Source organism: Pseudomonas gingeri (assembly GCF_013386165.1).
Taxonomy (GTDB): domain Bacteria; phylum Pseudomonadota; class Gammaproteobacteria; order Pseudomonadales; family Pseudomonadaceae; genus Aquipseudomonas; species Aquipseudomonas gingeri_C.
This window is the reverse complement of record NZ_JACAOS010000003.1, coordinates 88,410-108,399: the sequence shown is the minus strand read 5'-3', so window position 1 is coordinate 108,399 and position 19,990 is coordinate 88,410. Positions and strand designations below refer to the sequence as shown.

Here is a 19,990-nt window from a genome sequence, read left to right as displayed (position 1 = left end):
TCGCGTCGCTAGATCTGGAAGTGCTTGACCAGGGTGTTCAGTTCGGTGGCCAGGTGGGCCAGGGACTGCGACGCGACGGTGGTCTGGTGCGAGCCTTCGGAAGACTGGATCGACAACTCACGGATATTCAGCAGGTTGCGATCCACCGAGCGGGCGACATGGGCCTGCTCGTCGGCGGCTGTGGTGATGACCAGGTTGCGGTTATTGATCTCGTCATTCGCCTCGACGATTTCCGCCAGCGCGGTCTTGGCCGCTTCGGCGAGTTCGAGGGTCTGGCGGGTCATGTTGCTGCTGTTGTGCATGCTGCTCACGGCGCCGGTGGTGCCGGCCTGGATGCTGCCGATCATCTCTTCGATTTCCCGGGTCGACTGCGCAGTGCGGTGGGCCAGGGCCCGCACTTCATCCGCAACCACCGCAAAACCACGACCGGCTTCACCGGCGCGCGCGGCTTCGATGGCGGCATTGAGTGCCAGCAGGTTGGTCTGCTCGGCGATGGTGCGAATCACATCCAGCACTTTGCCGATACCCTGCGCCTGCGCCGCCAGACCGCCGATCTGCTCGGAGCTGACCTCGACGCCACGAGTCAGCGCGGCAATCGCCGCCACCGCTTCGATCATCCGCTGCTGCCCTTTCAGCGCAATGGTCCGCGACTCCTGGGAAAGGTCCGAAGTCGACGAGGCATTGCGGGCCACTTCTTCAATGGCGCTGGTCATCTCGGTCACCGCGGTGGCGGCCTGTTCGATTTCACCATGCTGCTGTTGCAGGTCGCGGCTGCCCTCGGCCGTCACCGCGTTCAACTCTTCGGCCGCCGACGCCAGTTGGGTCGACGAATGGGTGATCTGCTTGAGGGTGGTGAGCAAGCTGCCCTGCATCACCGCCAGGGCCGCGAGCAAACGACTGGCCTCGTCATTCCCAGCCGGGTTGATCGGTTGCGTCAGATCACCCTTGGCGATGGTTTCCGCAACCTGCACCGCCTCGATGATCGGTACGGTAATACTGCGGGTCAGCAACCAGGCCACCAGCACGGTGCCGACGCCCACCAGCAGAATCACCAGGCCGATGCCCGCCACCGCGCCGTCATAGGTGCTGGCCGACTGTTTGCCGGCCTGCTCCGCGCCCTGGTTCGCACGCTCGATCAGGTCGTCGAGGTTCTTGGTCATCTGCTCGTAGGATTCGCGGATAGTCGACAGGTAGGTATTGGCGGCAGCCTTGTCCCCCAGTCGCGAGACCCTGAGCAACTCGAGGTGATTCTTCGAGTAGGCCTCCAGGCTGCGGTTGAAGGCGTCCAGCCGGCCTTTGTCGTCGCCGTTGGTCAGCAAGCCCGCGTAAATCGACATCTGCTCATGCACGCTCTGCAGGCGCCCGGCCGATTTGTCCTCGTAGACCTTCATGTCCGCCGCGCTGGAGGAAAGGATGTGGGCCATGGAGCCCAGGCGATAACGGTCCAGCGAAGCATTCGCCGACGCCAGCACCCGCACCCGCTGCAACCAGTTGTTCTGGATATCGGCGGCCTGGGCCTGGACATCGCGGATCTGCTTCAACGCGAACAGCCCCAGGAACACACTGAGCAAGGCGATGGCGGCAAAACCGATGAACGCTCGGGGTGCAATCCGAATATTTCTCAACAACATGGGCGGGATCTCGCATTGAACGGGGACGAAAGACAGCGGGCCACAGCAGTATCGCAAGCGATCCTGGCCAAAAGCTATCGGCCTGCTCACAGTTTTCTTCAGCGCCCCATGGTGGCTGGGCGTTCAAAACCGGGAAAACCGACGGGAAGACCCGTCAATTGGAAAAACGTCACCCTTTTACGATAGTCTGTCACCCCGCGAACCGTCGCCCTCGAAACCCGAATCGGATCCATTGCATGACAACCAGTCCGCTACAGGCCGCAGAAAAAATTCTATTGGTTGCTCCGCACCGCCTGGGCGACACCTTGTTTGCTACGCCTGGTATCCGCGCACTGCGTCTGGCCAAACCCAATGCTCAAATAGATGCCGTTACCTTGTCAGAGCTGGCCCATGAACTGCTGTCGCGAAATTCGTGCATCAATGCACTCTATCGCGAAGGCGATCAGCCGATTGAGCAATTGGCCGCAGGGTATGACGTGATCCTGCCTTTGCAGAACATCAAGAATACCGCCACCTACTTGAAAGACATTCCAAAGGTTTTGATGCTGCCGCGCTATGCCGGGGCGTTTCATTACTCGGAAGACTTTTATCGTTTTGTGCTCCAACACCTGCCGCAGGCGGTTCAAGATCCATTGGGGCCTTATGAACTGAATGTGACCGCAGAGGATGTGTCACAGGCCGATGAGCTGCTGAAAAAAATCCCCGCTGCCCCCGCGCCTTTCGTTCTTGCCCTGCACATGGGCTGTCATCAGATTTCGAAAAAAGGCCGGAACTTCCTGTCCAGGCTGTTCCCATCCTTGATGACAAAAGATACCCGCAGCTGGTCTTTCAAGCGTTTCGATCATCTGATACAGCGCCTGGTGCAACAGCATCCATCGGCCTATATCGTGCTCACCGGCTCGCCCAGTGAAGCCTTTGCCGCCGACGCGTTGACGGCTCACCCGCACATTGTGAATCTCATCGGCAAAACCAATGTCGGCCAACTGGCGGCCGTGTTCAAACGTTGTGACTTGCTCCTGACCGGCGATACCGGCCCCATGCACGTCGCCTGTGCGATGGACCTGCCCATGGTCTTGCTCTGCGGGAAAACCGATCCGGCGCATACCGGGCCTTATCCCCTGCACGCCCATCACACCATTATCAAAAAAGACGGAATGGACAATATTTCGGTGGATGAGGTTTATCAGGCCATCAGGCAATATCCGTCTGCTGCGGTAACCCAACGGGATTCAGCGCCCATCACCCCGGCAAGGGTCTGAAGCTCGCGACTAGAAAAACCTGACACCCAGAACACAACAAGGGCCTGAAAAGGCCCTTGTGGTTTACAGCGAACTCAGCGCTTGAGCTTGCGCTTGTTGCGGTATTGGTCGATGACCACCGCGATCACGATGATCAGGCCCTTGATGATGTCCTGGATGTAGGCGTCGACACCGACAAAGGTGAAGCCGCTGGCCATGACCCCGAGGATCAGCGCGCCAATCACCGTACCGGTAATACGCCCTACCCCACCCGCCAGGCTGGTACCACCGATCACCGCAGCGGCAATCGCGTCCAGTTCGTAGGACATGCCCATGCCCGCCTGCCCGGTGGCCGCCCGCGCCGAAGCGACCACCCCGGCCAAGCCCGACAAGAGCCCGGCGATGCTATAGACGATCACCAGATGACGCTTGACGTTGATCCCCGAGGTGCGCGCCGCCTGCATGTTGCCGCCGATGGCATAGGTGTACTTGCCATACTTGGTGTAGCGCAGGGCAATGTGGAAGATCACCGCCACCACCAGGAAAATGATCACCGGCATCGCGCCGTGGCCGATGGCCGTATAGGAATCCGAAAGCATGCTCACCGGCTGGCCTTCGGTGTAGTAGCGCGCCAGGCCACGGGCCGAAACCATCATGCCCAGGGTCGCAATGAAGGGCGGAATACCGGTCAGGGCAATGATGCTGCCATTGATCGCTCCCGCCAGCAGCCCCACCCCGAGCCCGACAATCACCGGAATCCACACCGGCAGGTCGGTCAGCGACGGAAACACCGCCCGGGCGAAGTCCGAGGTTTGCGCCAGGCTCGCGGCGATCATCGCCGAAAGCGCCAGCACCGAGCCCGACGACAGGTCGATACCGGTGGTGATAATGACCTGGGTGACGCCGATCGCCAGCAAGCCGATGATCGACACCTGCAGGATCATCAGCACCAGCCGCTGGGAGTTCATCAGGAAACTCTGGTCGCGCACGATCCAGCCGAACACTTCAAAAACCAGACCGATGCCGATCAGCACCAGGAAGATGCTCAATTCGGTGGGAAGGCGCCGGCGACTCTTCTTGACCGCCACCGTTGCAGGTTTGTTTTCCAGTATCACGTTCATAACCACTCACCCTTCTATCGCGTTACCGGCGCGGACCACCGCCACCGGCCTCTGTTCGTTGAACAACTAGTGAACCGCGGTCATCCCGGAGGCCAACTGCATGACCCGCTCCTGGGTCGCCTCATTGCGGTCAAGGGTGCCCATCAGGTCGCCCTCGTGCATGACCATCACCCGGTCGCTCATGCCCAGCACTTCCGGCAGCTCCGAGGAAATCATGATCACCGCCATGCCCTCGCTGGCGAGGTAGGCGATCAGCCGATAGATCTCGGCCTTGGCGCCGACATCGATGCCACGGGTTGGCTCGTCGAGAATCAGGATGCGCGGGTTGGTCATCAACCAACGGGCGAGCAAGGCCTTTTGCTGGTTGCCACCGGACAAGGTGTCGATGCACTGCTCCAGGGACGGGGTTTTCACCCGCAGCTTCTTGCACATCTCTTCACAGAGGGCACGCAAGGCCTTCTGCTGGATAAAACCGTTGCCGCCGACGTAGTGCGGCAGCACGGCCATCTCCATGTTTTCCATGACCGAGAGGCACGGGAACAGGCCACTGAGCTTGCGGTCTTCGGTCAGCAGCGCAAAACCCTTCTCGATGGCCAGGTGCGGGTCACTGATCCGCACCGGCTGGCCATCGAGGCGGATTTCCCCGCCATCGCTCGGGGTGATGCCGAAAATCGTTTCGGCGACATTGGTCCTTCCCGAGCCCATCAAGCCGGCGATGCCGAGGATCTCGCCGGCATGCAGGTCGAATGAAACGCCCTTGAAGATGCCGTCCAGGCGCAGGTCGCGCACCGACAGCAGCAGGTCGCCGATGGGCTTTTCACGCACCGGGAACAACTGGCTCAGCTCGCGCCCGACCATCATCGAGATCAGGCTGTCGCCGTCCATGCTGTCAGCCCGTTGCAGGCCGATGTAGGCGCCGTCACGGAACACCGCCACTTCGTCGGCGATGGCAAACACTTCGTTCATTTTGTGGGTGATGTAGATGATCCCCTTCCCCTGGGACTTGAGGTCGGCAATGATCGAGAACAGATGGGCGACCTCCTTGTCGGTGATGGCCGAGGTCGGCTCATCCATGATCAGGATGTCGGAGTCGTAGGACACCGCCTTGGCGATCTCGACCATCTGCCGTTCGGCGATGCTCAGGTTGCCGACCTGTTCCTCCGGGTCGAGGTCAATGCGCAGCCGCTCCAGCAGTTTTGCCGTGCAGCGGTGCATTTCCCGGTGATCGATCATGTGGAAGCCGTTGAGCTGCTCGCGGCCGATCCAGATGTTCTCGGCGACGCTCATGTGCGGCATCAGGTTGAGTTCCTGGTGGATCATCGCGATCCCGGACTGCAAGGCCGCCAACGGCGTGTCGAAGACCACCGGCTTGCCACGCAGACGCAGCTCGCCGGCATCCGGCTGGTAGATACCGGCGACGATTTTCATCAGGGTGGATTTGCCGGCACCGTTCTCGCCCATCAGGGCCAGCACCGATCCCGGGCGGACCCGCAGTTGGACATTGGACAACGCCACGACCCCGGGGAAACCCTTGCTGACGTTGACAACCTCCAGCAGGTACGGCTCATCGACAGGTAGGGCAGTGGGCTGGATACCCACCAGCGGGTTGCTCGAAGCAGTCGCTGAAGCGAACATGATCAGGTACTCCATCAGCAAGGCGAGCAGTGCGACCTTGCTTGTTTATTGTTGTTATTGAACGGACTGACTATTTGAACTCGGCAACGTTTTGCGGGGTGATCAGGCGATACGGCACCCACACCGCCTGATCAACCGGCTCGTGCTTGGCCATCTTCACCGCCGAGTCGATGGAACCGACTGCCTGACCCTTGGCATCCTGGAACACCGAGACCGCCATATCGCCTTTTTTCACCGCACGCAGGCCATCAGGCGTGCCGTCGACACCGGCAATCAGCACACTACCCTTTTTCACCCCGGCCTGCTCCAGCGCCATCGCGGCACCAATGGCCATTTCGTCGTTGTTGGCGACCACGGCATCGAATTTGCGGCCCTGGGTCAGCCAGTCGTTGACCAGCGTCATACCTTTGTCGCGCGACCAGGTACCGGTCTGCTCCTGCTCGATCTTGATGTTCGGGTACTTGGCCAGGACTTCCTTGACGCCCTTGGTGCGGTTGGTGGTGGAGTTGTTGGCGAGATCGCCGAGGAGGATCACGATGTCGCCCTTGCCGTTCATTTTGTCGGCGAGGTACTGCATCTGCATCTGGCCGGCTTCCAGGTCATTGGAGGCGACGGTGGTCACGCCCTTGGGCAGGTTCAGGTCATCCGGCCGGCGGTTGACGTAGACCAGGGGAATCCCGGCCTTGACCGCCGCATCGGTGATTTTCTTGGTGGCGGCAGTGTCCACCGGGTTGACGATGATCGCGTCGACTTTCTGGCTGACGAAGCTTTCCACCTGGCTGAGTTGCTTGACCACGTCGCCACGGGCGTCTTCGAACTGCAGTTTCACACCGTCGGGCATGGACTTGGCTTTCTGGTCCATGGATTCACGCAGGTAGGTCAGCCAGGTGTCATCGAACTGCGACATGCTCACACCGATCTTCATATCGGCGAAGGCGGCACCGCTGGCAAGCATCAGAGACAGGGCAAGGGAGGTGAAACGGATCTTGGTTTTCATGAAAAGTCTTTCTCCACATTCTTGTTGGTTTTATGGATCAAACGTGACTCTTTCAGTGACCGGCAGGCGAACGATCGTCGGTACTCGACAACCTGAAATCGACTTTATTGGAAAATAATTTCCATATCAATCTGTTTTAGAAATTTATTTTCTTTTTTCGTTTTGGGCCTTACTGGCAAAGCTCACGGGTGACGCGCTCAAGCATCATCCGGTTCGATTCGTCCGGACGATCCTCCCAGGCGAACACCGACACAGTGGCGATGCCATCGAACTTGATCTCGCGCAACGTACCGAAAAACGCCTCCCAGTCGACCTCGCCCTGGCCGATGTCCAGGTGCTGGTGCACGGTGGCGGTCACCCCCGGCGGGTTGACGATATAACGCAGGCTCGAAGAAGCTTTGTGGTTGTAGGTGTCGGCAATGATCAAGTGGCTGAGCTTGGAGCCGGCGTACTTGAGCATCGAGGCGATGTCGCCTTTGCCGTCGTCATAGAAGAAGGTGTGCGGTGCCGCATAGAGGTAGTTGATCCAGTCGCGGTCCAGGCCACGAATGATGTCGACCGACTCATTGTTGCGTTCGCAGAAGTCATAGGGATGCGCCTGGATATCCAGCTTGACGCCTTCGCGTTCGAACTCGGGCATCAACTCATCCATCGAGCGCATGAACTGGTTTTCACAGACCAGCGGGTTGTCCGACTGTCCGGTGAACTCCGTGTTGACCAGCTCGCAATCCATTTCCACGGCGATCTGGATCGCCCGCTTCCAGTTGCGCACCGCCGCCACCCGCAGACCTTCGTCGGCGGCGGCCCAGTGGTACATCGGTAACAGCGACGAAAGCTGCACGCCGGTGTCGCTCAAGGCTTTGCGAAACTCCTTGATCCGCGCCTTGTCGACGCGTGCAGCCTTGTAGAACGGCAGGAAGTCTTCCCGGGGCGACAGTTCGATATGCTGGTAACCGAGCTCGGCCACCTTGTCGACCATCTTGCCCAGGGGCAAATTGCGGTACATGTAAGGGTCTAGCGCAATACGCATGGTGGCCTCTCCTCGCGCTCCCACCTCCATGGTGGGAACACCCAATAGTGATTCCTCAGCCGTAGAAGTGCGGGCGTTCCGGCAGCCCGATCCGGACAATCGCCCCACTGCCCTGGGCTTCGATGCAGGCATCCGCCGCCACCGCCGCCGCCAGGCCATCCCAGGCCGACGGGCCGCCGACCTGGCCGGCACGCACGCCATCGATAAAGGCCTGCAACTCGACGTCATAGGCGGCGATAAAGCGGTCTTTCCAGTCCATCAGGATCGCGTTGGACAACTTGGCGCCGCTGCGCAGTTGCACCTGCGAAGGCTCCGGCAACTTGGCGATGCCGGTTTCACCGACCACTTCGCACTGGATGTCATAGCCGTACTGGCAGTTGACGAAGACCTCGACGTCGATACGCGTGCCCCGGGCGGTTTCCAGCAGGACGATCTGCGGGTCCTTCAGGTGCGCGAGGGCCTTGCTGGTCTTGCGCGGGAACACCACCTGCACCGACACGTAGTCGTCGGCCAATAGCCAGCGCAGCACGTCCAGTTCATGGATCAAGGTGTCGGTGATGGCCATGTCGGTCTTGTAGTTCTCACCCACGGTCGGGTTGCGGTGGGCGCAATGCAGCATCAACGGCTCGCCGATCTGGCCGCTGTCGATCACCGCCTTGAGGGCGCGATAACCTTCATCGTAGGGGCGCATGAAACCGACCTGCACCAGGCGCTTGCCGTGGGCCACTTCGGCAGCGACGATCTTGCGGCAACCCTCGGCCGTGACCGCCAGCGGCTTCTCGCAGAACACTGGCTTGCCGGCCGCAATCGCCGCCAGCACGAACTCCTCGTGGCTGGGGCCCCAGGAGGTGACCAGGATCGCCTCGACTTCCGGCGCATTGATCAGTGCATGACCGTCCGGGTAGACCTCGGCGGTCAGTTGCAGGTCGGCGATCACCTTGGCCGCCTGTTGCAGGTTGATGTCGGTGACCGCCACCACCTGGCTGTTGAGCAGGGTCTTGCTGCAACGACGAATGTGATCCTGACCGATGGCACCGGTGCCGATGACACCTAGCTTTAAAGACATGGGAAAACTCCTGTTGGCGTAGTTGTTGTTCGTTGCAAGGGGTCAGTACTGACGCGCCTTGGCCAGTCGTTCATTGAGGGTCTTGGCCACGGCATCGGTGCGCGCGCTGGTGGACACTTGCGCCACGCCGACCCGCCACCAGGACAGGTATTTGTGAATCATGGTCTTGGGCAGGACTTTGATATCGATCAGCGTCGACACCGTCTGCAACCGCGCATCGACCAAGGCCGCCTGCAATTGCTCGACGGTGTTGACCTTGTAGGTCTTGCAACCGTAGGCCGCCGCGCTCATGGCAAAGTCCACCGGGACAAAGTTGCCATCGAGCTTGCCGCTGGCCGGATCACGGAACCGGAACTCGGTGCCGAAGCTGTCCATACCGTGTTCCATTTGCAGGTTGTTGATACAGCCGAAGGTCATGTTGTCGAGCAGGACCACGTTGATCTTGCGCCGCTCCTGGATCGAGGTGACCAGCTCCGAGTGCAGCATCATGTAGGAGCCGTCCCCGACCAGCGCATAGACCTCCCGCGCCGGTTCCGCGAGTTTCACCCCGAGGGCGGCATTGACCTCATAACCCATGCAGGAATAGCCGTACTCGACGTGGTAGGTGTTCACGCCCTTGCTGCGCCAACTGCGTTGCAGGTCACCGGGCAAGCTGCCGGCCGCCGCGACGATCACCGCGTCCTCGGCGAGGGTTTCGTTCAACACGCCGAGCACCCGGCTCTGGGTCAGGCAGGAACCGGTCAGCTCGATAAATTCGCGCAGCACCGCCGGGTCCATGTGGTCGTTGATTTCCGGGACAAAATCCTGGGTCTGGTACTCGACCTGGTAGACCCGGTCGACCTCCTCGTCCAAGCGTGCCTTGGCCTCGCGTGTTTGCTCGCCCCAACTGGCGCGGTAATCCCCCAGCTCTGCGGACAATGCCTGCAACCCGGAGCGGGCATCGGCCAGCAACTGCACACCATCGAGCTTCAGGGCATCGCAGGGGCTGATATTGAGGTTGAGGAACTGCACCTCGGGGTGCTGGAACAGCCATTTCGAGGCAGTGGTGAAGTCCGAATAACGGGTGCCGATGCCGATGATCAGGTCGGCTTCCTTGGCCAGCAGGTTGGCCGCCAGGCAGCCGGTTTCGCCGATGCCACCGACGTTCAACGGATGGCTGGAGACGATGGCGCTCTTGCCGGCCTGGGTTTCGGCAAAAGGAATGTCGAAACGTTCGGCAAACGCCTGCAACGCCGCATTCGCCCCTGAGTAGCGAACCCCGCCGCCACAGATGATCAGCGGCTTGCGCTTGCCCTTGAGCAGCGCCACGGCGTCGCCGAGCATGGCCTCGGTGGCCGGGCGGCGGTCGATACGGTGCACACGTTTCTGCAGGAAGTAATCGGGGTAATCGTAAGCTTCAGCCTGGACATCCTGCGGCAAGGCCAGGGTCACCGCGCCGGTTTCAGCAGGGTCAGTGAGCACCCGCATGGCGTGGATCGCCGCGCTCATCAACTGTTCCGGACGGTTGATGCGGTCCCAGTATTTGCTGACGGCCTTGAACGCATCGTTGGTGCTGATGCTCAGGTCGTGGAACTGCTCGATCTGTTGCAGCACCGGGTCCGGCTGGCGGCTGGCATAGACATCGCCGGGCAGCAACAGCAAGGGAATGCGGTTGGCGGTGGCCGTCGCGGCGGCGGTGAGCATATTCGCCGCACCGGGCCCGACCGATGAACTGCAGGCGTAGATTTTGCGCCGCAGGTGCTGCTTGGCAAAACCGATGGCGGCGTGGGCCATGCCCTGCTCATTGCGACCCTGGTGGACCACCAGGTCGCCGCTGTCCTGCTCCAGTGCCTGGCCGAGGCCGAGCACGTTGCCGTGGCCGAAGATGGTGAAGACCCCGGCGACGAACTTGCTTTGCACGCCATCGACCTCGACGTACTGGTTGTCGAGGAACTTCACCAGCGCCTGGGCCATGGTCAGTCGTGTCGTGGTCATGCTTGCACCGCCATTGCCTGTTGAAGATGGGCCATGCTCGCGCCCAGCGCCTGCTGGATGTCCGCCCGCCCATGCACGCTTTCGGCAAAGGGTTCGAACGACAGGTAGCCGCTGTAGCCGCCGCCGAGCAAGGTCTCGATCTGCGCCGTATTGCCGAGGATATCGGCCTCGCCCACCAGCACCCGGTGGCCGTCACGGATGGTCGCCAACGGCGCTTTGCCGTCTTCGACCCCGGAGATGTGCACCAGGCCCGTCAGTTCAGGGAAGTATTCCTGTTCGCCGGCCAGATGATGATGAAAGGTGTCGTGCACCAGACGGAATACATCCAGCCCGCCGATCGCCTTGATCGCGTCCACCGCCGTGCGCTTGCGGCGCAGGGCGCATTCCTCGAATCCCAGCGGTTCGATGAAACCGAGAATCCCGTATTCACGCAGAATCGGCGCCAGTTCGCTCAAGGCCGTGCGCAACCCGGCGTTGCGTTGTGCTTCGGAACGCGGATCGTCACGATCGTTGAACGGGCACATCACCAGGCCCTCGGCCCCGCAATCACGGGCATAGGCCGCCAGCGCCAGGGTTTGCGCGCGGCGCTCGGCATTCCAGACATCAAAGGGGTACAGGGCGTTGATCGACAGCACCTTGATGCCCTGGGCCGCACACAGCTCGCGGACCCGCACGGCCGGCGTGCCGTCTTCGATCTCGACCCCCATGAGATCGTTGCGGATCTCGATGGCATCGGCCTTCAGGGCCACCGCCAGCTCAATGAATTGCGGCAGTGACAAACGTGGAGCAACCATACGGTTCAGGGCGAAACGCAGGGGCTGGTTCATTATTCTTGTTCTCCGCAGACAAAGATGAAGATCGCCTATTTGGCGGTGGGCATACTGAACTCAGGGCCTTTGGCAATGCTGTCCGGCCAGCGTTGCATAACGCTCTTGTAACGACTGTAGAAACGCAGGCCTTCATCACCGTAGGCGTGGTGGTCGCCAAACAACGAACGCTTCCAGCCGCCGAACGAGTGCCAGGCCATGGGCACCGGGATCGGCACGTTGATACCGACCATGCCGACCTTGATGCTGCGGGCAAAGGACCGGGCAATCCCGCCATCGCTGGTGAAACAGGACACACCGTTACCGAACTCATGGGCGTTGATCAGCGCCACGGCGCTGGCAAAATCCGCCACCCGCACGATCCCCAGCACCGGGCCGAAAATTTCCTGCTGGTAGATGCTCATCTCGGGGGTGACGTTATCGAACAGGGTGGCACCGACGAAAAAGCCGTTTTCCGCACCTGGCACCTTGAAGCCACGACCGTCGACAATCAGCCGGGCGCCCTGGGCCACGCCCTCGCCGATAAAACCTTCGACCTTGGCCTTGTGTTCAGCGGTCACCAGCGGACCCATGTCGCTGTCGCCCTGCATGCCGTTGCCGATCTTCAGTTGATCGATGCGCGGCAGCAGTCGGGCAATCAGCTCATCGCCGACCTCGCCCACCGCCACGGCAATCGAGATCGCCATGCAGCGCTCGCCGGCCGAGCCGTAGGCGGCGCCGATCAAGGCATCGGCGGCCTGGTCCAGATCGGCGTCGGGCATGACGATCATATGGTTCTTCGCCCCGCCCAGGGCTTGGACCCGCTTGCCCCGCGCCGTGGCCTGCTGGTGGATGTACTCGGCAATCGGTGTCGAGCCGACAAAGGAAATGGCCTCGATGTCCGGGTGCTGGAGCAAGGCATCGACCGCCAGCTTGTCGCCCTGCACCACGTTGAACACGCCGTCCGGCAGGCCGGCTTCGCTCAACAGGCGGGCCATCAACAGACTGGCCGACGGGTCGCGCTCGGAGGGCTTGAGGATGAAGCAGTTACCGGTGACCAGCGCCAGCGGGATCATCCACAGCGGCACCATCACCGGGAAGTTGAACGGAGTGACCCCGGCGCAGACGCCCAGGGGCTGGCGCAGGTTCCAGTTATCGATGCCGCCGCCGATGTTGTCGCTGAAATCGGTTTTCAGCAGGTTCGGCGCGCCACAGGCGTATTCGACGATCTCGATACCACGGGTGACTTCGCCCTTGGCATCGGAAAACACCTTGCCATGTTCCCGGCAGATGATTTCGGCGAGTTCATCGTGGTGTTTATCCAGCAGCTCCTTGAACTTGAACATCACCCGCGAACGCCGCAGGGACGACTGCTCGGACCAGGCCGGGAAGGCCTTCAAGGCACTGGCGACGGCCTCATCGACGGTCTGCTGGCTGGCCAGCCCGACCCGCGCCTGCACGCTGCCGGTGGCCGGGTTGAAGACATTGCTGAAGCGCTCGCTACCGCTGTCGCGCACCTGGCCGTTGATGTAGTGGCCTAAAACCGGAGCCTCACTCATTGTTTTTATTCTCCATCCAGAAATTGAAATCGCGGCGGACCTACAGATCCAGCAGCCAGCTGTGCCGTGGGTCGTTGTGGAACTGCCAGACACGCTTGGGTCCGGCCATCACGTTCAGGTAATAGGACTCGTAGCCGTAGGGCACGCTGACCGGGTGATAGCCCTTGGGTACCACCACCAGGTCGCTGTTTTCCACGGCCATGGCCTGGTCGATGGAGCGGTCATCGGTGTAGACCCGCTGAAAGACGAAACCCTGGGGCGGGTTGACCTGGTGGTAGTAGGTCTCCTCAAGAAAGCTCTGGTGCGGCAGGTCGTCGGTGTCGTGCTTGTGCGGCGGATAGCTCGATGAATGCCCGGAGGGCGTGCGCACCTCCACCACCAGCAGCGAGTGTGCAGGTTCGGTGTCCGGCAGGATGTCGCAGACATACCGGGTGTTGGCGCCCTTGCCGCGCACACTGCGCTTCATGCTTTGCGGGGTGATCAGCCGTGGACCGTGGCCTGCCGCGGTCGAACCGGGCGCGGCACAGACAGCAATCTGCACATCGCTCAAGGCCACCACCTGGGCCTGGCTGCCGGGTGGCAGGTAAACGGCATAGGGCGATTTGTCTTCGAACACCGATTGGCGATCGCCGATATTGTCCCAGTCGAAGGCGCCCTGCCCCGGGGCTTCGCCCTTGATGCTGACCCGGCCGCCGAGCAGCACCAGGCACAGTTCCTGGTCACCGGCGCTGACTGGCAGGTTTTCGCCGAGGCTCAGGCGATAGGCGGCGAAACCGACATACTCCAGGGTGCCGGGCGCCAACTCGACCAGGGTCCGACCCTTGCTGTGACTCTTGACCAGCAGGCTCATTGTCCGGTCCTCTGATCGAGCAACCCACGCAAGGTGTCGAAGCCTTTCTTGGCGTAGATGTAGCTTGGCGCAACGGCCGGGTCCTGCTCGGCCTCGACCACCAGCCAGCCGTGATAATCGGCGGCCAGCAAGACATCCAGCAACGCGGCAAAGTCGATATCGCCATCACCGGGCACGGTGAAGGTGCCGTTGACGATACAGTCCGGGAAACTCCAGAGATTGTTGCGCGCCAGTTGCACCACCGGTTTGCGCACGTCCTTGAAATGCACGTGGCAGATGCGCCCGATATGTTTGCGCAGCACCTCGAGGGGCTCGCCACCGCCCATGTAGCAATGGCCCGAATCAAACAGCAGCCCCACTTCGCTGCCGGTCAGCGCCATCAATTTATCGATGTCGGCCGGCGATTCGACGTAGGCGCCCATATGGTGGTGATAAGCCAGGCGCACCCCTTGCGACAGGGTAAAACGCGCCAGCTCGGTGAGTTTGTCGGCGTATTCCTGCCAGGCCTGTTCGCTGTGAAAACGCGGGCGTTCCACCAGCGCAATGCGCTGACCCTGGATGGAATCGGCGACTTCGCCGTAGACCAGCACCTTGGCGCCGTTCTGCGCAAGCAACTCGACATGACTGGCGATGGCGTCGATCTCCTCGGCCGCCGAACGCCGGGCCAGGCGGCTGGAATACCAGCCGGAGACCAGGGCCAGGTCGTAGGGGCGCAGCACATCGCCGACCCCCTTGGCGTCCTTGGGAAACTTGCCGTTGAGTTCGAAACCTTCGTAGCCGATGTCCTTGCCTTCGCTCAAGGCGGTGCTCAGCGGTGTCTCGCCGCCCAGGGACGGCAGGTCGTCGTTACTCCAGGAGATCGGGTTGATGCCAATTCGGATAGCGGGCATGGCTGCACCTTTTATTGTTTTTTCTAAAATATTCAACCGATCACCTGTGGCATCAGCTACGCGCCGCACGCCACGCGTCGATCAGACCCACAAACGTCGCCTGCACCTGCCGGATCAACGCCTCATCATCAATTTCACCGGCCATCCAGGCCCGGCTGGGTTCCTGGAAAATCGTCCGGCCGACAGCAAAGCCGCGGCAGGTCCGGCTTTGACTGGCCTGCTGGAAACCGTGCGCCAGGGTCGCAGCCGGTGCGTTCAGGCCCAGCAGCACCACGCCTCGGCAATACGGATCGCGTTCTTGAATCAGGGCGTCGAGTTGCTCCCATTCAGCGGCGCTTTGCGCTTCGATCTTCCACCAGGCCGGGTAGATATCCAGGTTGTAGAGGCGCTTGAGGGCGCGGTACAGCACATCGGGATAAGTCGATGGGTGATCCTTGGGCGGGATGATTTCCAGCAGCAACTCATGACCGCTGATTTGCGACGCCAGGTACAAGGCCTTGATCTGCGCTTCCTGTTCCAGACGCAGCAGAGGCTCGTCGTCCGGGTGGAATTGCACCAGGCACTTGATGATCTGCTCTTGCGGCCAGGCAATCAGGTTACTGCCGATGGAGCGGCCCTGCTCGAAGGCCAGCGGCCGGGAACCCTGGACCTCCACCGGGCGCGCAACCCACCAGCCACGGCCGGTGGCGGCGTTCAATGAGTCCTGGCCAAAGCGTTGATCGGCCAGCAGACCGACATCCGCCTCGATCCCCTGTTTGCGCAGGTCGGCCTCGACCCGCTCCACGGCCTTGATGAACAGCAGCTTGAGTTCACCGATGCTGTTGAGGTCACGACCGCCTTTATGGGCCAGTTCCACCAGTTGCCCGCGATGGTCGAAGGCAAAGATGAACAGTTGTCGCCAGGCTTTGCGCGGCACGCTGACCTGATGCAGGCGTTGCAGCTTCATATCCTGGTCGGGCCGGGTGATCGGCACCGGGCTGTTGAACAGGTAATCGAGTTCGGCGCGGGTCGGCATCGCCGGGGCGCAGGCATGGCGGGAGACCACCAGACCACCGCAGGCATTGGCCAGCTGGCAGCAGCGCTCATCGCTGGCCTCCTCCAGCCAACCGCAGAGGAAACCTGACATAAAGGCATCGCCGGCCCCCAGCACGTTGAGCACTTCGACCCGTACGCCCGGGTAAATGGCGCCGTCTTCGAGGCGCGCCGGAATCGCTCCGTGAATCACCGTGCAACCTTGGGCACCGAGCTTGACCACCAGGGTCGCGGCGGTCAGCGAACGTACGGTGCGCAGCGCGCCAAGCAAGTCCTCGCCGCCACCGGCGATCAGGAACTCTTCTTCAGTGCCGACGATCAGGTCGAAGCGTGGAAGGATACTTTGCACGTGCTGGCTGACCTGCTGGTCGGCGACAAAACGGGTTTCACCGTCGGCCTTGCCGGCCAGCCCCCAGAGCACCGGGCGGTAGTCGATATCGAGCACACGACGGACGTTATGTTTTTCGGCGTAATCCAGGGCCTGGATGCTGGCCTGGTAGACGCCGGCGGTGGAGAAATGCGTGCCGGTGATCAACAAGGCCTTGCTGGAGGCGACGAAATCCTCAGAGATGTCTTCGGCGCGCAGGGCCATGTCGGCGCAGTTCTCGCGGTAGAACACCAGCGGGAAGGTTTCGCGGTCCTTGAGACCGAGCAGCACCATGGCGGTAAGGCGTTCCGGGTCGACCTTGATACCGCGGGTATCGCAACCTTCGCTGGCCAGGGACTCGACCAGGAAGCGACCCATATGATCGTCCCCGACCCGGCTCAACATCGCCGATTTCACCCCCAGTCGGGCAGTGCCGAAGGCAATGTTGGCGGAGGACCCGCCGAGGTATTTGGCAAAGCTCGAGACATCCTCCAGGCGCGCACCGACTTGCTGCGCGTAGAGATCGACGCCAAGGCGCCCGAGGCAGATCAGATCCAATTGACGCCCACTGGCAAAACGAGTCTGGCCCATGCTGGCTCCTGTTATTTTTATCAGCCTGCGTTCGCCGCGAGGTAGCCACGAACACTTTTGGTGTGAGGCCAGACTAGAACGTCTGCTGACGACATTCAATATATTTTCTATTATTTTTTATATGGAATATATTTTCCATTACACTTGAAGGTGATGGCATCTAGCGGGTGGATCGTTTCAGCATCGCGCCACCTGACTCCGCACTCAAGATTTTATTGGTGTCGCCCCTGTAGACTAGGTGCAGCGACCCAGCCACAAGCACAACCAGAAGGATTGCCCATGTCCCCCACCGATCAGCCCGCCATGACCGAAAGCGCACCCGAGGGCGATATCGCCAGCCCTCCGATCAATGCCGAGCGTCTGCTGCAACTGATCACCGAGGAATATGAAAGCCTGCCGCGCCAGCTCAAGCGCATCGCCACCTATATGAGCCAGCAGAGCGACCGGATCATGGTCGACCGGATCAGCGATATCGCCCAGGAATGCGAAGTGCATCCGTCGGCCATCGTGCGCTTTTCCCAGCGCTTCGGTTTCAGCGGTTTCAGTGAAATGCAGGCGTTGTTTCGCCAGGCCTATACCCACAAGACCACGCCGGCGCAGAACTACCAGCAGCGGATTCGCAGCCTGATCGACAACAAGACCCAGAAAGCCAGCGCCGGCGACCTGGCGCGCGAATGCATCAATGCCACGCTTTCGGGCATTGAGCGCCTGGGTCTGGAACTGGATGACCAGGCGTTCGACGACGCCGTGGACCTGGTGGTGAATGCCGACAACATCTATGTGGTGGGGGTGCGTCGCTCATTCGCGGTGGCCGACTACCTGGTCTACAACCTGCAGCACACCAACAAGCGTATTCACCTGGTGTCGGGCCTGGGCGGCAGCTATCGCGAACAGATGCGCAGCGTGCGCGCCAACGACCTGGTGATTGCCATCAGCTTCTCGCCGTACGCCAAGGAAACCCAGCAGTGCCTGCGTATCGCCCAATTGCACCAGGCGAAAACCCTGACCATCACCGACAGCAACCTGTCACCGCTGGTCAAGCGCGCCAGCACGGCGCTGCTGGTGAATGAGGGCAGCTCGTTCGCCTTTCGTTCGTTGAGTGCGAGCCTGTGCCTGTGCCAGGCGCTGTTTATCGCCGTGGCCTATCGACTGGAATTGAAGGTGGACGGGATTCACGAGAAGGTCGGCTTCGACGACTGAGCCCGCGGCGACCCGCCTGCCTAGTCGTCCAACTGCAGGTTATCGGCCATCAGCGCCACCATGTCCATGGGACTGCGGCTGTTGATCACGTTGTAGATCAGCTCGCGTTTGCCACGGGGCAATTTCTTCACACAGCTCTTGGCCGACGCGCGCACGGCTTCGTCCGTGCCATGGATGCGGGCCGCCAGCAGGAGGATGAGAACAGCGTCGGTGAGGGTCATCGCACACGCACTCGAACATTCAGGACAGCAGTGTATCGGCTGCGCCTGGGTTTTCTCCACTGCATCTGCGCGCTCTCTTCACTCGATTGTAGCTTCAGAGTTGCAATCTGCTATTTTCCAGTCTTTCAAATCTGATCCGCCGCCTGTGGAGTTCTGAATGACAACCCTTTCGCCCTCGACCGAGCGCAAGCCTGACCCGCAAGCGGTCTATAGCCCGATCACCAGCAGCGCGATTTTCATCGTGGCCACCTTGGCACCCGGTAGCGAAGCGGCCGAGACCGTGCGCGGCTGGTGCGAAGATGTCGCCGCGCTGACGCGCTCCGTCGGCAAGCGCGTGCCTGCCGGTAATCTGTCCTGTGTCTGCGGTTTTGGTTCCGGTGCCTGGGACCACCTGTTCGGCGGCCCGCGCCCCGCCTCGCTGCACGGCTTTCGTGAAGTGGGTGTGGAAGGCCGCCAAGCGCCGGCGACACCGGGCGATATCCTGCTGCACATCCGGGCCGACCAGATGGACCTGTGTTTCGAATTGGCGACGCAATTGCTCGCACCGCTGGGTGACGCGATCACGGTGGTCGATGAAGTCCAGGGGTTTCGTTACTTCGACATGCGCAGCATGGTCGGCTTTGTCGATGGCACCGAAAACCCGGTTGGCCACGCGGCGGTCGACTTCACCATGGTCGGCGATGAAGACCCGGCGTTTACCAACGGCAGTTATGTGCTGGTGCAAAAGTACCTGCACGACATGACCGGCTGGAACAAGCTGAGCGTCGAGACCCAGGAGCGCATTATCGGCCGCACCAAGCTGTCCGATATCGAACTCGCTGACTCGGTCAAACCGAGCTGCTCCCACAGTTCCCTGACCACCCTCACCGAGGACGGCCGGGAAGTGAAGATCCTGCGGGACAACATGCCCTTCGGCCGACCAGGCGCCGGCGAGTTCGGCACCTACTTCATCGGTTATGCGCGCTCGCCGGCCCCCGTCGAGCAGATGCTCGAGAACATGTTTATCGGCAAGCCGGCGGGCAACTATGATCGATTGCTCGACTTCAGCACGGCGGTCACGGGGGGGCTGTTCTTCGTGCCTTCGGCCGACTTGCTGGAAGAGCTGGCGGAGCGCAAGCCTTAGGCTTCTACTGCGCGCCATAAGCACATGCCACCACCAAACTCCGACTGAAATTTTCTCTGCTATGGTTTGAAAAGCGCCACGACAATCACGACGCAGGGCATCTCAAACCAAGCAGTTCACGGAGAGATCATGAAAGGAAAACTACGCGCCTCCCCCCCAAAACTATTGTTTCTAGCGACTTTGATGGCTTTTTCCATGGGCGCCGAAGCACACGACGTGGGTTTCGGGATCGGAGTCAGCTATATATTCGGGGAAGGGCCAGCCGTCGGAATCAAGGCATTTTCGGATAATCAAGAGAACCGTGGCGTAGGAGCCATCGGGGTGGATTACGTCTTTTCCAATCAATCCATTCGACCTAATATCGGCGTGGCCTACCAGGGCGACGGCTACTTTGGCGATGCGAATATCGGTTATTCGTTCAGCGAACAGAAAGTCGATTTTGGCACAGGCTTAGGCTGGTCCAATGCCGATGATCATCATAAGAAATCGACACCGCCGCCGCCAGCTCCCGCGCCTCTGACTTAAACCGTCGATGTCATAGCACTCCCACATAATAGCTGCTGCTGGTGCTCGACCAGCAGCGCCCTGTTGATGAAAGGGGCACAAAAAGGGGCTGCTGACTCAGCCATCACCGCCCCCTTTCCAGTCTTCTTTCTTCT

17 protein-coding genes are annotated in these 19,990 nt (G+C 61.0%); 4 read left to right on the top strand and 13 right to left on the bottom strand.

What is annotated here, in order from left to right:
* Window positions 1-8 precede the first annotated feature (8 nt).
* Window positions 9-1,631, bottom strand: coding sequence for a methyl-accepting chemotaxis protein (locus HX866_RS35020; RefSeq protein ID WP_177091540.1), 1,623 nt, complete (start codon window positions 1,629-1,631; stop codon window positions 9-11).
* Between the two features lie 236 nt (window positions 1,632-1,867).
* On the opposite strand from HX866_RS35020, the gene HX866_RS05095 reads away from it, so the two are divergent.
* Window positions 1,868-2,890, top strand: a complete 1,023-nt coding sequence (locus tag HX866_RS05095) for a glycosyltransferase family 9 protein (RefSeq protein ID WP_177091538.1) — start codon at window positions 1,868-1,870, stop codon at window positions 2,888-2,890.
* Window positions 2,891-2,964: 74 nt separating this feature from the next.
* Here the strand turns inward: HX866_RS05095 and HX866_RS05090 are convergent, their stop codons facing one another.
* The 11 genes from HX866_RS05090 to HX866_RS05040 all read right to left on the bottom strand — a co-directional run bounded on the left by HX866_RS05090 (window position 2,965) and on the right by HX866_RS05040 (window position 16,787).
* Window positions 2,965-3,990, bottom strand: a complete 1,026-nt coding sequence (locus HX866_RS05090) for an ABC transporter permease (protein ID WP_177138357.1) — start codon at window positions 3,988-3,990, stop codon at window positions 2,965-2,967.
* Window positions 3,991-4,056: 66 nt separating this feature from the next.
* A complete protein-coding gene (locus HX866_RS05085; protein ID WP_177138355.1) occupies window positions 4,057-5,625 on the bottom strand; it encodes a sugar ABC transporter ATP-binding protein in 1,569 nt (522 codons plus the stop codon).
* Between the two features lie 70 nt (window positions 5,626-5,695).
* Window positions 5,696-6,622, bottom strand: a complete 927-nt coding sequence (locus tag HX866_RS05080; protein ID WP_177091532.1) for a sugar ABC transporter substrate-binding protein — start codon at window positions 6,620-6,622, stop codon at window positions 5,696-5,698.
* A 169-nt stretch (window positions 6,623-6,791) separates the two neighbouring features.
* Window positions 6,792-7,652, bottom strand: a complete 861-nt coding sequence (locus tag HX866_RS05075; RefSeq protein ID WP_177100753.1) for a sugar phosphate isomerase/epimerase family protein — start codon at window positions 7,650-7,652, stop codon at window positions 6,792-6,794.
* Between the two features lie 55 nt (window positions 7,653-7,707).
* A complete protein-coding gene (locus HX866_RS05070; protein ID WP_177138353.1) occupies window positions 7,708-8,718 on the bottom strand; it encodes a Gfo/Idh/MocA family oxidoreductase in 1,011 nt (336 codons plus the stop codon).
* Window positions 8,719-8,760: 42 nt separating this feature from the next.
* A complete protein-coding gene (iolD, locus tag HX866_RS05065; protein WP_177138351.1) occupies window positions 8,761-10,692 on the bottom strand; it encodes a 3D-(3,5/4)-trihydroxycyclohexane-1,2-dione acylhydrolase (decyclizing) in 1,932 nt (643 codons plus the stop codon).
* Window positions 10,689-11,519, bottom strand: a complete 831-nt coding sequence (locus tag HX866_RS05060) for a TIM barrel protein (RefSeq protein WP_177091524.1) — start codon at window positions 11,517-11,519, stop codon at window positions 10,689-10,691. The genes iolD and HX866_RS05060 overlap by 4 nt, the downstream gene beginning before the upstream one ends.
* Window positions 11,520-11,554: 35 nt before the next feature.
* On the bottom strand, window positions 11,555-13,057 hold the full coding sequence (locus HX866_RS05055) for a CoA-acylating methylmalonate-semialdehyde dehydrogenase (RefSeq protein ID WP_177091522.1): 1,503 nt from the start codon (window positions 13,055-13,057) through the stop codon (window positions 11,555-11,557).
* 40 nt (window positions 13,058-13,097) lie between these two features.
* Window positions 13,098-13,907: a 5-deoxy-glucuronate isomerase gene (gene iolB, locus HX866_RS05050; protein ID WP_177091520.1), complete on the bottom strand. Its 810-nt coding sequence runs from the start codon at window positions 13,905-13,907 to the stop codon at window positions 13,098-13,100.
* The gene (iolE, locus tag HX866_RS05045) at window positions 13,904-14,797 is read right to left on the bottom strand and encodes a myo-inosose-2 dehydratase (protein ID WP_177091518.1); all 894 of its coding nucleotides are present in this window, start codon (window positions 14,795-14,797) and stop codon (window positions 13,904-13,906) included. The genes iolB and iolE overlap by 4 nt, the downstream gene beginning before the upstream one ends.
* A gap of 52 nt (window positions 14,798-14,849) precedes the next feature.
* Window positions 14,850-16,787, bottom strand: coding sequence for a bifunctional 5-dehydro-2-deoxygluconokinase/5-dehydro-2-deoxyphosphogluconate aldolase (locus tag HX866_RS05040; protein WP_177138349.1), 1,938 nt, complete (start codon window positions 16,785-16,787; stop codon window positions 14,850-14,852).
* 279 nt (window positions 16,788-17,066) lie between these two features.
* Here HX866_RS05040 and HX866_RS05035 point away from each other — a divergent pair, with 279 nt between their 5' ends.
* Window positions 17,067-17,987: a MurR/RpiR family transcriptional regulator gene (locus HX866_RS05035; protein ID WP_177091514.1), complete on the top strand. Its 921-nt coding sequence runs from the start codon at window positions 17,067-17,069 to the stop codon at window positions 17,985-17,987.
* A 20-nt stretch (window positions 17,988-18,007) separates the two neighbouring features.
* Here the strand turns inward: HX866_RS05035 and HX866_RS05030 are convergent, their stop codons facing one another.
* The gene (locus HX866_RS05030; RefSeq protein WP_177091512.1) at window positions 18,008-18,208 is read right to left on the bottom strand and encodes a DUF7740 domain-containing protein; all 201 of its coding nucleotides are present in this window, start codon (window positions 18,206-18,208) and stop codon (window positions 18,008-18,010) included.
* A 157-nt stretch (window positions 18,209-18,365) separates the two neighbouring features.
* On the opposite strand from HX866_RS05030, the gene HX866_RS05025 reads away from it, so the two are divergent.
* Window positions 18,366-19,331: a Dyp-type peroxidase gene (locus HX866_RS05025; RefSeq protein ID WP_177138347.1), complete on the top strand. Its 966-nt coding sequence runs from the start codon at window positions 18,366-18,368 to the stop codon at window positions 19,329-19,331.
* 129 nt (window positions 19,332-19,460) lie between these two features.
* Window positions 19,461-19,856: a hypothetical protein gene (locus HX866_RS05020; RefSeq protein ID WP_177138345.1), complete on the top strand. Its 396-nt coding sequence runs from the start codon at window positions 19,461-19,463 to the stop codon at window positions 19,854-19,856.
* Window positions 19,857-19,990 lie beyond the last annotated feature (134 nt).

Excerpts from the sequence above, each read along its gene's own strand:
- HX866_RS05095 (WP_177091538.1), top strand. The coding sequence starts at position 1,868 with ATGACAACCAGTCCGCTACAGGCCGCAGAAAAAATTCTATTGGTTGCT.
- HX866_RS05035 (WP_177091514.1), top strand. The coding sequence starts at position 17,067 with ATGTCCCCCACCGATCAGCCCGCCATGACCGAAAGCGCACCCGAGGGC.
- HX866_RS05040 (WP_177138349.1), bottom strand. The coding sequence starts at position 16,787 with ATGGGCCAGACTCGTTTTGCCAGTGGGCGTCAATTGGATCTGATCTGC.
- HX866_RS05080 (WP_177091532.1), bottom strand. The coding sequence starts at position 6,622 with ATGAAAACCAAGATCCGTTTCACCTCCCTTGCCCTGTCTCTGATGCTT.
- HX866_RS05025 (WP_177138347.1), top strand. The coding sequence starts at position 18,366 with ATGACAACCCTTTCGCCCTCGACCGAGCGCAAGCCTGACCCGCAAGCG.
- HX866_RS05085 (WP_177138355.1), bottom strand. The coding sequence starts at position 5,625 with ATGTTCGCTTCAGCGACTGCTTCGAGCAACCCGCTGGTGGGTATCCAG.
- HX866_RS05055 (WP_177091522.1), bottom strand. The coding sequence starts at position 13,057 with ATGAGTGAGGCTCCGGTTTTAGGCCACTACATCAACGGCCAGGTGCGC.
- iolE (WP_177091518.1), bottom strand. The coding sequence starts at position 14,797 with ATGCCCGCTATCCGAATTGGCATCAACCCGATCTCCTGGAGTAACGAC.
- iolB (WP_177091520.1), bottom strand. The coding sequence starts at position 13,907 with ATGAGCCTGCTGGTCAAGAGTCACAGCAAGGGTCGGACCCTGGTCGAG.
- HX866_RS05060 (WP_177091524.1), bottom strand. The coding sequence starts at position 11,519 with ATGAACCAGCCCCTGCGTTTCGCCCTGAACCGTATGGTTGCTCCACGT.
- HX866_RS05030 (WP_177091512.1), bottom strand. The coding sequence starts at position 18,208 with ATGACCCTCACCGACGCTGTTCTCATCCTCCTGCTGGCGGCCCGCATC.
- iolD (WP_177138351.1), bottom strand. The coding sequence starts at position 10,692 with ATGACCACGACACGACTGACCATGGCCCAGGCGCTGGTGAAGTTCCTC.
- HX866_RS05090 (WP_177138357.1), bottom strand. The coding sequence starts at position 3,990 with ATGAACGTGATACTGGAAAACAAACCTGCAACGGTGGCGGTCAAGAAG.
- HX866_RS05075 (WP_177100753.1), bottom strand. The coding sequence starts at position 7,652 with ATGCGTATTGCGCTAGACCCTTACATGTACCGCAATTTGCCCCTGGGC.
- HX866_RS05020 (WP_177138345.1), top strand. The coding sequence starts at position 19,461 with ATGAAAGGAAAACTACGCGCCTCCCCCCCAAAACTATTGTTTCTAGCG.
- HX866_RS05070 (WP_177138353.1), bottom strand. The coding sequence starts at position 8,718 with ATGTCTTTAAAGCTAGGTGTCATCGGCACCGGTGCCATCGGTCAGGAT.
- HX866_RS35020 (WP_177091540.1), bottom strand. The coding sequence starts at position 1,631 with ATGTTGTTGAGAAATATTCGGATTGCACCCCGAGCGTTCATCGGTTTT.